Source organism: Streptoalloteichus hindustanus, assembly GCF_900129375.1.
Lineage (GTDB): Bacteria > Actinomycetota > Actinomycetes > Mycobacteriales > Pseudonocardiaceae > Streptoalloteichus > Streptoalloteichus hindustanus.
Genome location: NZ_FQVN01000002.1, coordinates 461,931 through 474,738 on the forward strand (window position 1 = coordinate 461,931; position 12,808 = coordinate 474,738).

General features: G+C 70.5%; 16 protein-coding genes. 7 read left to right on the top strand and 9 right to left on the bottom strand.

What is annotated here, in order from left to right:
• Window positions 1–73: 73 nt before the first annotated feature.
• On the bottom strand, window positions 74–952 hold the full coding sequence (locus BUE43_RS07550) for a phenylalanine 4-monooxygenase (RefSeq protein ID WP_073480650.1): 879 nt from the start codon (window positions 950–952) through the stop codon (window positions 74–76).
• A gap of 193 nt (window positions 953–1,145) precedes the next feature.
• On the opposite strand from BUE43_RS07550, the gene BUE43_RS07555 reads away from it, so the two are divergent.
• A complete protein-coding gene (locus BUE43_RS07555) occupies window positions 1,146–1,409 on the top strand; it encodes a hypothetical protein (RefSeq protein WP_143174011.1) in 264 nt (87 codons plus the stop codon).
• On the opposite strand, the gene BUE43_RS07560 is transcribed toward BUE43_RS07555, so the two are convergent.
• Window positions 1,395–1,943 (bottom strand): DUF2165 domain-containing protein, encoded by a 549-nt coding sequence (locus BUE43_RS07560; RefSeq protein WP_073480652.1) that lies wholly within the window; start codon window positions 1,941–1,943, stop codon window positions 1,395–1,397. The two genes, BUE43_RS07555 and BUE43_RS07560, sit on opposite strands and share 15 nt — an antisense overlap.
• A gap of 139 nt (window positions 1,944–2,082) precedes the next feature.
• On the opposite strand from BUE43_RS07560, the gene BUE43_RS07565 reads away from it, so the two are divergent.
• Window positions 2,083–2,613: a DinB family protein gene (locus tag BUE43_RS07565; protein WP_073480980.1), complete on the top strand. Its 531-nt coding sequence runs from the start codon at window positions 2,083–2,085 to the stop codon at window positions 2,611–2,613.
• Window positions 2,614–2,780: 167 nt separating this feature from the next.
• Here the strand turns inward: BUE43_RS07565 and BUE43_RS07570 are convergent, their stop codons facing one another.
• The 5 genes from BUE43_RS07570 to BUE43_RS07590 form a co-directional block, all read right to left on the bottom strand.
• A complete protein-coding gene (locus tag BUE43_RS07570) occupies window positions 2,781–3,392 on the bottom strand; it encodes an HAAS signaling domain-containing protein (RefSeq protein ID WP_143174012.1) in 612 nt (203 codons plus the stop codon).
• On the bottom strand, window positions 3,389–3,721 hold the full coding sequence (locus BUE43_RS07575; RefSeq protein WP_234995593.1) for a PadR family transcriptional regulator: 333 nt from the start codon (window positions 3,719–3,721) through the stop codon (window positions 3,389–3,391). The genes BUE43_RS07570 and BUE43_RS07575 overlap by 4 nt, the downstream gene beginning before the upstream one ends.
• Window positions 3,722–4,064: 343 nt before the next feature.
• On the bottom strand, window positions 4,065–4,298 hold the full coding sequence (locus BUE43_RS07580; protein ID WP_143174013.1) for a DUF397 domain-containing protein: 234 nt from the start codon (window positions 4,296–4,298) through the stop codon (window positions 4,065–4,067).
• A gap of 53 nt (window positions 4,299–4,351) precedes the next feature.
• A complete protein-coding gene (locus BUE43_RS07585) occupies window positions 4,352–4,549 on the bottom strand; it encodes a DUF397 domain-containing protein (protein ID WP_200797405.1) in 198 nt (65 codons plus the stop codon).
• Window positions 4,546–5,406: a helix-turn-helix domain-containing protein gene (locus tag BUE43_RS07590; RefSeq protein ID WP_073480655.1), complete on the bottom strand. Its 861-nt coding sequence runs from the start codon at window positions 5,404–5,406 to the stop codon at window positions 4,546–4,548. The genes BUE43_RS07585 and BUE43_RS07590 overlap by 4 nt, the downstream gene beginning before the upstream one ends.
• Window positions 5,407–5,911: 505 nt before the next feature.
• On the opposite strand from BUE43_RS07590, the gene BUE43_RS07595 reads away from it, so the two are divergent.
• The 4 genes from BUE43_RS07595 to BUE43_RS07610 all read left to right on the top strand — a co-directional run bounded on the left by BUE43_RS07595 (window position 5,912) and on the right by BUE43_RS07610 (window position 9,708).
• Window positions 5,912–6,271: a hypothetical protein gene (locus BUE43_RS07595; protein ID WP_073480656.1), complete on the top strand. Its 360-nt coding sequence runs from the start codon at window positions 5,912–5,914 to the stop codon at window positions 6,269–6,271.
• Window positions 6,272–6,439: 168 nt separating this feature from the next.
• Window positions 6,440–6,736 (top strand): HC3 family zinc finger protein, encoded by a 297-nt coding sequence (locus tag BUE43_RS07600; protein ID WP_073480657.1) that lies wholly within the window; start codon window positions 6,440–6,442, stop codon window positions 6,734–6,736.
• A 69-nt stretch (window positions 6,737–6,805) separates the two neighbouring features.
• Window positions 6,806–7,153 carry a VOC family protein gene (locus tag BUE43_RS07605; RefSeq protein ID WP_073480658.1) on the top strand — a complete coding sequence of 116 codons (348 nt, stop codon included), beginning with the start codon at window positions 6,806–6,808 and terminating at the stop codon, window positions 7,151–7,153.
• A gap of 50 nt (window positions 7,154–7,203) precedes the next feature.
• Complete coding sequence (locus BUE43_RS07610; RefSeq protein ID WP_073480659.1) at window positions 7,204–9,708, top strand: beta-glucosidase family protein; 2,505 nt, start codon at window positions 7,204–7,206, stop codon at window positions 9,706–9,708.
• Between the two features lie 221 nt (window positions 9,709–9,929).
• Here the strand turns inward: BUE43_RS07610 and BUE43_RS07615 are convergent, their stop codons facing one another.
• A complete protein-coding gene (locus BUE43_RS07615) occupies window positions 9,930–10,505 on the bottom strand; it encodes a GNAT family N-acetyltransferase (RefSeq protein WP_073480660.1) in 576 nt (191 codons plus the stop codon).
• A gap of 145 nt (window positions 10,506–10,650) precedes the next feature.
• Between BUE43_RS07615 and BUE43_RS07620 the strand changes: the two genes are divergently transcribed.
• Window positions 10,651–11,175: a DUF421 domain-containing protein gene (locus BUE43_RS07620; RefSeq protein WP_073480661.1), complete on the top strand. Its 525-nt coding sequence runs from the start codon at window positions 10,651–10,653 to the stop codon at window positions 11,173–11,175.
• A 52-nt stretch (window positions 11,176–11,227) separates the two neighbouring features.
• On the opposite strand, the gene BUE43_RS07625 is transcribed toward BUE43_RS07620, so the two are convergent.
• A complete protein-coding gene (locus tag BUE43_RS07625) occupies window positions 11,228–12,712 on the bottom strand; it encodes an MFS transporter (protein ID WP_073480662.1) in 1,485 nt (494 codons plus the stop codon).
• Between the last annotated feature and the right edge of the window lie 96 nt (window positions 12,713–12,808).

The window sequence follows — 12,808 nt, forward strand, 5'->3', positions numbered from 1 at the left end:
CTTCGTCCACAATGGAGGAATTGGGTCGGACCGGGGCGTGGTGGGGTCGACCGCGCGTCGACCCCACCACGCCTCACGGGCGGCCGGGCCACCGCGCGAGGCGGGCGGGAGTCTCGTCGTCCATGCCGTCGAAGAAGGCGGTCAGCGTGTCGGTGAGGTGGTCCATCGACTCCGCCCGGTACAGGACCGGCTGGTAGCCGTTGATCTCGTAGTGGGTGTTGGCCATCATCCGGATGTCGAGCGGTCGGATCTCCGCGCCCCGGAAGCACTCGATCTCCCCGGAGGAGGACAGCAGCGCCGCGCCGTACGCCCGGAGGTCCCCGTTCTCCCGCACCACGCCGTACTCCAGCGTGAACCAGAAGATCCGGCTGATCAGCTCGACCGCCTCCGTCGTGCGCAACCGCCGCGCCGTCCGCCCGATCACCCGGTACAGCTCGGCGAGGCGGGGCGTGGCGAGCTGGGTGCCGTGCCCGACCAGGTCGTGGAGCACGTCGGGCTCGGGGGTGTAGAACGGGACGGCCGGGTGGCGCAGGTACTGCACGGCGTGGAAGTAGCCGTCCAGCATGGAGCCGAGGAAGCGGCGGGTGTCGACCACGCCGCCGGCCAGGGTCAGGCGGAAGCCGGTCAGCCGGCCGAGCCGCGCGCTCACCTCGCCGTGCTGGGGCACGTGGTCGTCGGGCAGGTCGAGCGCGTCGACCACGTCCACCACCTCGCGGCAGGCGTGCTTCCGCTGCTCGTGGACCAGCGCCCGGTGGACGACACCCCAGGTCCGGTGTTCGAGGTCGCTGTACGCCACGAGCGGGGAGGGCGCGCCGACCTGGTGGTCGCGTGCCAGCTCGCCCAGCGCCCGCCGCCGGGCGAGGTAGGCCGGGTCGGCCATGCTGGGGTGCCGGCTCGCCGGCCCCAGTCGCCCGTCGAGCGTCACCGGTGTCCTGATCCGCTGCTGGCGCATGGTGTGGCCCCCGGACTCTGACCGCCCCCGTTCCGCACGGCTCGGAGCTGGGGTACCCCGCCCGTGCCCCACTTTCGGGTGGCTCCCGGCCGACACCGCCGCTCCACAGCGACCTGGGGTGACCAACCAACCCGTTGGTTGTCACAAGGTGTTGTTTCTCGGCGCAGCCCACGGGTAGCCGGGAGACGTGGAGATGGCCGAGCAGCCCGGCGCGGGACGCCCGTACGTCCCGCCTCGCGACTACGACCACCGCGACGTCGAGCACGTCCTGGCGGTGCGCCGCTGGGAGGGCTGGGAGGAGTTCCTGGAGTGGTTGCGGGCCGAGGGGATCAACGACCCGGAGCTGTCCCCGGACGTCTTCGGTCGCCTGCGGCAGGACGCCGAGCGCGCCTGCGCGCGCGGAGCCGCGTTCTCCCACGACCCGCGCCAGCTCTACCAGGAGCTACGACGCCCCTGACGACCGCCCCGACGACAGCGCTCGCTGGTCCGCCGACCGATGCAGGTGGACCAGCACGAGCCCGACCGAGGCGATGAGGAAGTTCTGCAGGGCCGGCTGCAACCCGTTCCACTTCGACGACTGCCACATCAGGAACCACTCACCGCCGACGGCGATGAACCCGCCGCCGAACAGCAGCGCCTGCATGGCCCAACCGCAGCTCGACAACCGCCGGGCGACCTCGGTCCCACCCCGGCCGGCGAGCGCGCGCACCCACGCGACGAGCGCGCCGACGAGGACGAGCGCGGTCAGCGCCTCCCACGCGATGATCGCGACGTACGCGGCGGTCACCACGCCCTGGTCGGTGATGGCCCGCCACATCGTGTTGGGCGAGCGGAACGTCGTGTCCATCGCGAACACGTGCTCCACGAACGCCCGGTTCGTCCCGTAATCGGTGATGTTGTTCAGGGCCACCAAACCCATGTACAGCGCGGTGATCGCGGTCAGCACCGCGAGCGCGACACGGAGACCGCCGAGCGCGACGAGGAGGCGCACACCTCGAATCTACGCCTCCCCGTCAACCCGTGTCGGGACCGCAGCCCGGAAAACCGCGGCGGACCACGGCCTTTGGAAACCGCCGCACCCCTCGCGCAGGATGACGTCCGCCATCGAGGACGACGAGAGGGTGGGCATCATGTCGACTGTGGTTCGCGCGGTCAGCGACGAGCGGGACGGCCTTCTGACGTTCCTGGCGGAGCAACGGGACGCTGTGCGCCGCGCCGCGCACGGGCTCACCGACGAGCAGGCCGCGTCCGCGCCCAGCGCCAGCTCCCTGTCGATCGGTGGTCTGGTCAAGCACCTCACCAGGATGGAGTGGTTCTGGATCCAGGTGGTCCTGGACGGCCAGCCGAACACCGACCCGCAGACACCGGAGACCTGGCCCCGGCAGTTCCGGATGGAGGAGGGCGAGACCCTGGCCGGGCTGCTCGCCGCCTACGAGCAGCGGGCCCGGGAGACCGAGGAAATCGTCAATGCCCTCCCCGACCTCGACCGGGTCGTGCCGCTGCCGGCGAGGCCCGCCTTCCAGAACGAGGCGCGGTCGGCGCGCTGGATTCTCCTGCACGTCATCCAGGAGGTCGCGCGGCACGCGGGCCACGCCGACATCATCCGGGAGACGCTGGACGGCGCGTCCGCCTCCGACCTCGTCGACGCGACGCGGGCCTGATCTCGTTGCGCTGACGCGGTGTTCGCCGAGGGCGGCCTCGGGCGAGCCTCAACAGCCGAAGGCCCGAACTCCGCATGCCAGCAGCAGCCCTGCTGATACACGAGGGACAACAGCCGTGGGGGGCGGGCACATCGCGGGTGTCCGGCCCGCACTTTTTGGTCTTCCGGTCAGCCGTGCGAACGGTGTGCCCACCACTGGCGGACGAGTACCAGAAGACCAGCCTGGACCAGGGTGAAGGGGGCAAAGGCGACCCCGAGCGACAGCAGGTCCTTCACTCCGCCCAGCAGGGTTCCGCCGTGTTGGCCCAGGCTAGTGAGACCGGGCCAGCCCTGCTCGCTCACCCAGCGAGCGGACAGCGCGATGGACACCAGCGCCGGCACCCAGGCCAGCAGGATCCGTGCGAACAACGGGAACCGGCGGGAGACACCCACGAGAGCACATCCAGCCAGATAGCCCAATGGGGGGAGCGCTGCCCCGCCCGCGATGATCAACGCGAGTCCTATGTAGTCGGTGGACCTGAGCGCATCGGAGAGCATGCCAGGACGCGTCTCGGTCATAGTGTGGCGCTCTGCGCTCACGATCTCCTCGGGGTCGCCGATGCGATCCAAGGCTTGACGGATTTTTGCCTCGCTGGGACTGGTGATGTTCGCCATCGTGTCGGTGAGGTGACTGCGGATCTCCACGATGAGTTCCGAGCGACGTGAGGAGGGCAGGACCCGCGCCGCCGCCGTCAACCGGTCCAGGTAGTCCATCACCAGTGGATGATCGAGATGGCTCACGAGGGGCTCCCGGGAGTGTCGATGAAGGCGTCCAGGGCAGCGCGGAAGGTGCGCCAGTCAGCGAGGAAGCGTATTGCGGCGGCGATTCCGTCATCGGTCAGGCGGTGATAGCGACGAGGGGGGCCAGCAACGGACTCTCGCCATGTCGAGTCGATCAGGCCCTGCCGGCGCAGCCGCGCCAGCAGCGGGTAGATCGTGCCCTCGCTGGTGACCATCCCGTGCTGGGTGAGTAGGGAAACCAGCTCGTAGCCGTAGCGTTCCTGCTCCCTCAGCAGGATCAGAACGCAGTAGTCGAGCACCGAGCGACGTAGGTCCGCCAGGGCTTCCATGTCATGCATGGTACCCGCACCGTCAAGGTAGTGCGCTGTTTACAGGAGGTGCGGTCCGCGAGCTGGGTTCAGCCGCTACGCAGAACTGATCTCGTTGCGCTGAAACGGAGTCCTCGGAGGGCGAGGCGCGTGTCCAGTCGGGGGTCCAAAACGGGCAGATCTCAGGACGCCGGGCGCAGCGCCTCGATCTCGGGGCACTGAAGGCCGGGCTGCCTTGTCCGCCACATTTTTGTGCTGCTACAAGGAAAAGTGCCACAGCGGCGCGCTGCCGCGTGATCACCGGCAGCCAGGGCCGAGCGCACCGGCGGGGTCCGGAGATCCCCGCCGGCGGCTGTCCCAGAGCTCAGCTCAGGTCGAGCTGCCCGGACTTCACCCTACTCACGAACGCGGCGAAGGCGGCCGGCGGGAACATCAGCACGGGTCCGGCCGGGTTCTTGGAGTCACGCACGGCAGTGGCCCCAGGCACGACACCAGGCACGGCACCGGCGACCTCGACGCAGGACGTCTGCGTACCGGACCGGCTGGATTTTCTCCACGCGAAGCCTGACGTCATAGCGGCCTCCTCCGAGGGCGTCATGCGATCGACGATGATTGTCGCAGGCTCTCGGCCTCCAAGGCTCTGCTGTTCGCTCAGCTCAGGTCGAGCTGTCCGGCCTTCACAGTGGCGACGAACGTGGAGAAGGCGGCTGGAGTGAACGCCAGTGCCGGGCCGGCGGCGTTCTTCGAGTCGCGCACGGCGACGGTCGACTCCGTCATGGCCACTTCGACGCAGGCATTCTCCTGCCCACTCCGGCTGGACTTTCGCCACATATGGAGGTCGTTGCTCATCGTCCCTCTAGTTCCTTGATCGCAACCCGGATGAGGTCTGCCGTCTCGGCTGGTGACAGGGCACTGCCCCGAACAGAGTCGAAGGTGGCGACGAAGCGGCTCACGTCTTCGGTCTCCTCCACCCAGGCACCTCCGCCGGGGTACTCGACGTACGCGGCCGAAGGGTCTTCCTGGTCATCGAAATGCAGGATGACCACGCCACCGGACATGGTGCCGTAGGCGCCTGCCCTCATCGGGATCACCTGAAGCGTGATGTGAGAGCGCTCAAGCAAGGTGAGTAGACGTTGCAGCTGACCGAGCATGACATCGGGGCCGCCTACTTGGCGGTGAATGGCAGCCTCGTCCAGAAGTACGTGCAGCTGAAGGGGATGCGGTCCAACCAGCAACTGTTGCCGGTTCAGCCGAGACTTCACGGCTCGCTCGATGTCGGCGTCGCTGCCGCGAAACCCGCTGGGCGCGCTGTTGACCGCTCGCGCGTATTCCTCGGTCTGGAGGAGTCCGTCCACGACGAGGGGTGAGATGACCTGGCTCCTGCTCGCCTCGGCTTCGGCATGGAGGAAAGCGCGGAGCTGCCGGGGAGCTCGTCCTGTGGCCATGACGCGGGTGGCGTCACCCTTGGCGTCCTCCCACCGAGCGAGGATCTCCGCGCGACGAGCGTCGGTCGCGCCGTAGAAGGCGGCCAGTGCCAGCAGCTCGGTCCGCCGACAGAGCACGTGCCCGCTCTCGATGCGCGTGATCGTGGAGCGGCTGCAGCCGAGGAACTCGGCGGCCTCTTCGGCTGTGCGGCCCGAGCGCTCTCTCAGCTCGCTCAGGGCGCGGCCGACTCGCCGCTTCCGCCGTGTCTGCGTAGCAGGCATGGCGGCGACTGTAGACCCCCCGGTTGGCGGTGCACGTTCACCGGATCTAGTCATGGAATGGTGCACGTGCACTAGTTACTGTGCACCTAGGTGGCCGCCGGCAGATGCCCAGTCCGGATTCAGAGCGAAGGAACCACTGCGGATGCCTGGCCACTTCTGACGGTGCGCAAGGAGGCGTTCCCGTGAGCTGTGTCGTTGCTGGCGGTTCTCTGATTCCACTTGGTGGCCTGGGCGGCTTCCTTCTCGTGATGGCGCGACCGGGGCCTGAGCAGTTGGTGGGCGCTTCGCTGCCGCGACATGTGTTGCGGGGGCAGAGAAGTGGATTGTCCTTGGCGGATCTGCTGAAGCGGGGCGACGTGCGTCGGCCGCGTCGGTCCCGACAGGTCAGACGGCGGGTTGAGGACGCACTGGTACGCCTTCGCCGGATCAACGTGGCGCTGCCCGACCTGGGCGCGACCCTGGGCACGACGGGGCCCATGTCTCCGGCGCGTCTCGGACGTGTCTCGTGATCGCCCCGAACTGGCACCTGGTTCGGTACGTTCGAATCGAACGCGGCCGTCGTGTTCTTCACTCCGAGGAGCGGCTCGATGACGACTGGTTCTACTTCTGCCGGGACGGTCCGCCGGCGTACGCGGAAGCCCTCGCCCACGAATTCTTCCGCCGGCGCCCTGATCTGCTCACCACGAACGCGCGGTGGCTGGTGACCGTGTACGTGCTGCCCGACGAACGCGGCAAGCCGGTTCGGCGGCTGTGCGCGGTGGAGGTCAGAACCCACGCCAAGGGCAAGCGCGTGTCGTCCGAGCAACCCGCTGGGCAATCGGCTGGGCAATCGGCTGGGCAATCGGCTGGGCAATCCGCCGACTGATCCCCAGACCCCCGGTGCGACCAGGAGCGTCCCCTCCGGGCGCGCCGGGTTCCGGGACGGCGGGGCCGGGGGCTTCCGTCGCGGCCCCCGCAACCCCGGCCCCGCCGTCCTCTCCCGGTGCCTCTGTTCTCCCGCTGATGTCTCCCCGCCGTGATGCGAGGTTGTTGCATGTCCGCCTTCGACTTCCCCAGCCACACCTGGTTGCCCCACGCCGGCGAGCGACACGCCTACCTCGGCGACAAACTCGCCGACGGCGATCCCGTGACTGTCTTCTGTGGACAGATGGCGGAGGCCAGGACCTACCACGTGGACGCGCCGGAGCGGCTGTGGCCGGAGTGCGACGTCTGCCGTGAGAAGGCCGTGGAGTGCGTCGACCGCCGTGCCGCGGCCGAGCGGCGGCGGTTGAGCACTCTGGCCGCCTACGCCGATCCCGCCCACTGCCGGCTGGGATGCCGCTGCGACTAGCGGGCGGCTGGCGCGTGGTGGTACTTCCGTGAGTGCGGAAGTGTCGTTCGCTCTCGTTTGGAGTCGCCGATGGCTGTTCGTCGCGTTGTTCCCAACATCCGGACCGAGGCCGTGCGGGAGAACCGGGAGTTCTACGGCCTCCTGGGGTTCGAGGAGGTCATGAACCACGGCTGGATCATGACGCTCGGCTCCCCGTCCAGCCCGGCGGCGCAGGTCAGCTTCATGGCCAACGACCAGACCGCGCCGGTCGTCCCTGATCTGAGCATCGAGGTGGACGACGTCGACGCGGCCTACGAGGCCGTGCGGCGCAGCGGTGCCGAGATCGTCCACCCCTTGCGGGACGAGGAGTGGGGCGTGCGGCGGTTCTTCGTCCGGGACCCGAACGGCCGGGTGGTCAACGTGCTGGGCCACCGCTGAAGGAGAACAGTGCTTGAAGAAGAGCAGTGCCTGAAGAAGAACAGCACCGCATGACCGAACCACGGGAGAACATTCCGGAGTCGTCCCTCCGGGACCGGCTCGCCCAACTGACGCTGGAGCAGAAGGTCCGGCTGCTCACCGGGGCCAGCACCTGGACGCTGCACCCGGAGCCGGCGGTGGGGCTGCGGTCCCTGCTCCTGTCCGACGGCCCGGCCGGGGTGCGGGGCACGAAGTTCGACGAGCGCGACCCGTCGGCCAGCCTGCCGTCGCCGACCGCCCTGGCCGCGACGTGGGACGAGGGGCGCGTCCACCGGCTCGGCCGGCTGCTGGCCGCCGAGGCCCGGCGCAAGAGGGTCGACGTCCTGCTCGCGCCCACGGTCAACCTGCACCGCACCCCGTACGGCGGCCGGCACTTCGAGTGCCTCAGCGAAGATCCGTTCCTCAGTGGACGGATCGGCGCGGCCTTCGTCCGAGGTGTGCAGTCCGTCGGTGTCGCGGCCACCGTGAAGCACTTCGTGGCCAACGACAGCGAGACCGAGCGGTTGACGCTCGACGCGCGCGTCGACCAGCGCGTCCTGCGTGAGGTCTACCTCGCGCCCTTCGAGGCCATCGTGCGGGAGGGACGGCCGTGGGCGGTCATGGCCGCCTACAACCGGGTCAACGGCACCACCATGACCGAGCACCCGTTGTTGCGGGAGGTGCTGAAGGGCGAGTGGGGCTTCGACGGCCTGGTGATGTCCGACTGGTTCGCCACCCGGTCCGTCGACGGCACCGGTCGGGGCGGGCTGGACCTGGCGATGCCCGGCCCGGCGAGCCCCTGGGTCGACGGACTGGTCGCCGCGGTCCGGGAGGGGCGGGTACCTGAGTCCACTGTGGACGACAAGGTGCTGCGCCTGCTCCTGCTCGCCGCCCGGGTCGGCCGCCTGGACGGTGTCGCCGCGCCGGATGAGCCCGACGCCACCGCCCCGGTGGTCACCGCCGAGGAGATCGCGAAGGAGCTGCGGTCCGCCGCGGTGGCGAGCTTCGTCCTGGTGCGCAACGAGAACGAGATGCTTCCGCTGCGGGCGGACGCGCTGCGGCGGGTCGCCGTGATCGGCCCGAACGCGGGCATCGCCCGAATCCAGGGCGGCGGCAGCGCCAACGTCGTCCCCGCGTACGCGGTGTCCCCACTGGACGGTCTCCGAGCCGCGCTCGGCGATGGCGTGCGGGTGGACCACGCGCAGGGCGTGCGGACGAACAACCTCCTCACGCCGGTTTCGTCTGCTACGTCGGCGAACCCGGAGACCGGCCAGCCGGGCCTCCTGGTGCGGTTCCTCGACGCCCAAGGGGCCGAGCTGGCCAGGGAACACCGCACGCAGGGCAACCTCATCTGGGCCGGGACGTTCGTTCCGACCGTGCCCGACGAGCTGGTTCCCCGCATCCACGTGATCGAGGTGCGCTCCCGGCTGCGGGTCGCGCGGGCCGGCGAGCACCTCGTGGGTCTGGCGGGTCTCGGCCGGTACTCGCTGTCCGTGGCCGGGGAGGTCGTGTTTGACGAGAGGCTCGTTCTCCCGCCGGGAGCCGACATCCTGGAGGGCCTGACCCGGCCGCCGCAGAAGCAGGTCGCGGTCGCGTTGCCAGCCGGCGAGGTCGATCTCGTGGCCCGGCACGAGGTCGCGGCGTGGCTCGGCGGTCTGGTGACCCTGCGGCTCGGCGTCGAGCCGGTGCCAGCGCCCGACGAGGACGCCATCGCGCACGCCGTCGCGGTCGCCGGGGAGGCCGACGCGGTCGTGCTGGTCGTGGGCACCACCGACGAGAGCGAGATCGAGGGCGTCGACCGGGACAGCCTCGCGTTGCCGGGCCGCCAGGACGACCTCGTCCGCCGGGTCGTCGCGGCGAACCCCCGCACCGTCGTCGTGGTCAACTCCGGTGGTCCCGTGCTGATGCCGTGGGCCGAGGAGGTGCCGGCGATCCTGGTGAGCTGGTTGCCGGGGCAGGAGTTCGGCAACGCGCTGGCGGACGCGTTGCTCGGCGCGGCCGAGCCGGGCGGGCGGCTGCCCACCACCTGGCCGGTGCCCGGCGGGCCGATCCCGGCCTCGCGCCCGGTCAACGGGGTACTCGACTACGCGGAGGGGCTGCACGTCGGCTACCGCGCCTGGGACCGGGCGGGCGTCGACCCGGCGTTCTGCTTCGGGCACGGCCTCGGCTACACGACGTGGGAGTACTCGGCGCTGTCGTCGGCGAGCACGATGCCCGCCGGTCAGGGGCTCCCCGTTCGGGTGAAGGTGGCCAACACCGGTGACCGGGCCGGCCGGGAGGTCGTGCAGGTCCACCTCAGCCGGCCCGGCAGCGCGGTCGAGCGGCCGGTCCGCTGGCTGGCCGGTTTCGCGACGGTGGACCTGCCGCCGGGCGAGGCGTCCACCGTCGAGGTCACTGTGCCCGCGCGCGCTTTCGAGCACTGGGATGAGGCCCGGGGCGCGTGGGTCGTCGAGCCCGGGCTGTTCCGGGTCGAGGTCGGCCGGTCGGCCAGGGACCTCCGGCTCGCGACCGAGGTGCGCGTTCACCCGTCCGACTGATTGTCACGTCACCCCCTGGTGGCCGTTCTAACACGGCTGTGCTATAAAAGACCGGTCGGCCTTCGGGGGGAGGGCGAATGCGGCGACCGGGAACGACAGATCCAAGCCGCACGACGAGGGGGACAAGGGGATAGGGGCACTTCGGCCCGGCCGGGACCACCTCGGCCGGGCCGAAGCGCGTTCACCGCACTGGCGTTCGGGTCGGCACCCGACGCGCCACCTCAGACGGCGGGCTCGGGCTCCCGCGCGGCCCACTCGTTGACGAGGATGGCCAGCAGCAGTTCGTCGGTCCACTCGCCCTTGACGAACTCGTTCTCCCGGAACAACGCCTCCTGGCGCATCCCCAGCCGCTCCAGCACCCGGGCGGAGGCGGTGTTGCGGGCGTCGCAGCGGCCGATGATCCGGCGCAGGCCCAGCTCGGTGAAGCCGAGCCGCATCATCTCCCTGGCCGCCTCGTACGCGAAGCCCTGCCCCTGGTGGTCGGGGTGGAGCACGAACCCGATCTCGCCCTGGCTGTGCCGCACGCTGATCCGCGCCAGCAGGACGTCACCGATGAGTTCCATGGTGTCGTCGCGCACCACGGCGAGCCGCAGGTGGTGGCTGGTGCGGTCGATCCGGCTCATTCGGGCCCGCCTGGTCACCTCCCGGCGGGCGTCGTCCACGGACAGCACGTCCTCGTGGAGGTAGCGGACTACCTCCGGCCGGGAGTAGATGTCGTGGACCGCGTCGACGTCGGCGAGGCCGAACGGGCGGAGTAACAGGCGGGGCGTGACGATGGGGTAGTCGGGCCGTAGCATCCCCCGACCGTATGGTTGGCGAACTTTGGGCGAAATAGGATTTACCGCACGACTGCGAGCTGTTCGCCCAGAGTTCGATCCCTGGTCGGGTGTCCCCCGTCGGGGGAGCCGCTTCAACGGTCCCGGCGCGGGGAATCGCTTGGCCATGGACTGGTCGAGTGTGTTCGTCCCGGACACGCCACTGCTGGAGATCGTCATCCGGGGCACCGTGATGTACCTGGTGATCTACTTCCTGCTCCGGCTGGTGTTCAAGCGGCAGGCCGGCACGACGGCCATCACCGACCTGCTCGTGATCGTCCTGCTCGCCGACGCGGCCCAGAACGGCATGGCCGGCGACTACAAGGCGGTGCCGGACGGGCTGCTGCTCGTGTCGGTGATCGTGTTCTGGGCGGTGCTGCTCGACGCGGTCGCGTGGAAGTTCCCGCGCGTGGAGAAGATCGTCAAGCCGCGTCCGTTGCCGCTGGTGCGCAACGGTCGGCTGGTGCGGGAGAACATGGCCAGGGAGCTGCTGACCGAGCTCGAACTGTTCAGCCAGCTCCGGGAGCAGGGTGTCACGCGGTTGGCCGACGTGTGGCGGGCGCAGATCGAACCGGACGGGCGCCTCTCGGTCATCCGGAAGGACGAGCGCGGCGGCCGGCGGAACTCCGCGCCGGACAAGCGCCTGACCTGACCGGCCGCGGCGGCGCGGGGTCCGGAGGGGCGGCCCTCCGGACCCCGCCGGGTCAGGCCGTGACCTCGACCGGAGGCGCGTCCGCCGGCTGGCCGGGCTCCGGGGCGGGCCGCGGGGCGGACGCCGCGGCCCTGGGCAGGGCCAGGGTGACGAGCAGGCCGAGCACCATGCCGGCCGCGGCGAGCAGGACGGCCACGCGCATGCCGTCGGTCATCACGCCGGCGACCTGCTCGCCGGCCGCGCCGGGGGCGAGGTCGGCCAGACCGGAGTTGGCGATGGCGACCAGCACCGCGATGCCGATGGCGTTGCCGACGTTCTGCGTGGTGGAGGCCATCCCGGAGGCCACGCCCTGCTCCTCGGGAGCGACACCGGCCGCCGCCGCGATCCACATGCCGGTCCAGGTGACGCCCTGGCCGACCCCGGAGACGACCAGCCCGGGCACGATCGCGAGGTAGGAGCTGCCGACGGCGAAGCCGAACACCATCACCACGGTGCCGACGACGCCCACCGCGTGGCCGACGAGCAGCGTCGTGCGGGTCGTCATCCGGGTGGCCATGCGCTCGCCGATCTGGGTGCCCGCCGCGATGGACAGCGAGGGCACGAGGAAGGCGAGCCCGGTCGTCAGCGCGCTGTAGTGGTGCACGTTCTGGAACAGCACGGTGAGGAAGTAGGGGAGCGCGCCGAAGGTTCCCATGTAGAGGAACGTGATCGTCATGGCGGCGACGAGGCTGCGGTTGCGGAACAGGCGCAACGGCATCAGCGGGTCCTTGCTGCGCGCCTCGATGACGGCGAACGCGACGAGCAGGACCACGGAGAGCACGGCGCTGACGACCACGTCGGTGGCGGTCCAGCCCGACTCCGGCCCCTGCACGAGCACGTAGACGAGCAGGGTGACGCCGCCGCTGACCGTGATCGCGCCGGGCAGGTCGAAGCCGCGCCGCTGCTCGCGGCGCTCGTCGCGGGGGATGACCGCGAGGGCGGCGAGGGCGACGATCCCGGCCAGCGGCACGTTCACGTAGAACACGGCCGCCCAGCCGAAGGAGGCGGTCAGCAGGCCGCCGAGCAGCGAGCCGAGGGTGAGCCCGCTGGCCCCGGCGCCGCCCCACACGGCCAGGGCGCGGTTGCGGCGCGGGCCCTCCTCGAACAGCGTGTTGACCAGCGACAGGGTGGCGGGGAACAGCAGCGCGCCGCCGATCCCCTGCACCGCCCGCGCGACCACGATCAGCATCGGGGTCCACGCCAGGCCGCCGACCAGCGAGGAGACGGCGTAGAGCAGGAGGGCGAACACGAACATCCTGCGTCGGCCGAGCAGGTCGGCGGCCCGGCCGCCGAGGAGCAGGAAGCCGCCGCAGAACACCGTGTAGGCGCTGACCACCCACTGCAACGACTGCTCGGAGAAGCCGAGGCCGGCGCCGATCTCCGGCAGCGCCACGAACACGATGTTGAGGTCCAACGCGGTGATCAACTGGGCGAGGGCCAGCAGGGCCAGGCTCCAGCCCAGCCGACGGCGGCCGGCGCCGGGGAGTGATGCGGACATGGGTGACGTCCTTCGGTCCTTCGGGACGGGGGAGAGCACGGCGCCGCGCCGACGGCTGTGTCCGAGGGCTGTGGCCGAAGGCTGCGACCGTACTAG

Coding starts and splice junctions, on each gene's coding strand:
- BUE43_RS07615 (WP_073480660.1), bottom strand. CDS start 10,505: ATGCTACGGCCCGACTACCCCATCGTCACGCCCCGCCTGTTACTCCGC.
- BUE43_RS07575 (WP_234995593.1), bottom strand. CDS start 3,721: ATGGAAGCCCTGGCGGACCTACGTCGCTCGGTGCTCGACTACTGCGTT.
- BUE43_RS07610 (WP_073480659.1), top strand. CDS start 7,204: ATGACCGAACCACGGGAGAACATTCCGGAGTCGTCCCTCCGGGACCGG.
- BUE43_RS07565 (WP_073480980.1), top strand. CDS start 2,083: ATGTCGACTGTGGTTCGCGCGGTCAGCGACGAGCGGGACGGCCTTCTG.
- BUE43_RS07600 (WP_073480657.1), top strand. CDS start 6,440: ATGTCCGCCTTCGACTTCCCCAGCCACACCTGGTTGCCCCACGCCGGC.
- BUE43_RS07605 (WP_073480658.1), top strand. CDS start 6,806: ATGGCTGTTCGTCGCGTTGTTCCCAACATCCGGACCGAGGCCGTGCGG.
- BUE43_RS07585 (WP_200797405.1), bottom strand. CDS start 4,549: ATGAGCAACGACCTCCATATGTGGCGAAAGTCCAGCCGGAGTGGGCAG.
- BUE43_RS07625 (WP_073480662.1), bottom strand. CDS start 12,712: ATGTCCGCATCACTCCCCGGCGCCGGCCGCCGTCGGCTGGGCTGGAGC.
- BUE43_RS07590 (WP_073480655.1), bottom strand. CDS start 5,406: ATGCCTGCTACGCAGACACGGCGGAAGCGGCGAGTCGGCCGCGCCCTG.
- BUE43_RS07580 (WP_143174013.1), bottom strand. CDS start 4,298: ATGACGCCCTCGGAGGAGGCCGCTATGACGTCAGGCTTCGCGTGGAGA.
- BUE43_RS07550 (WP_073480650.1), bottom strand. CDS start 952: ATGCGCCAGCAGCGGATCAGGACACCGGTGACGCTCGACGGGCGACTG.
- BUE43_RS07555 (WP_143174011.1), top strand. CDS start 1,146: ATGGCCGAGCAGCCCGGCGCGGGACGCCCGTACGTCCCGCCTCGCGAC.
- BUE43_RS07620 (WP_073480661.1), top strand. CDS start 10,651: ATGGACTGGTCGAGTGTGTTCGTCCCGGACACGCCACTGCTGGAGATC.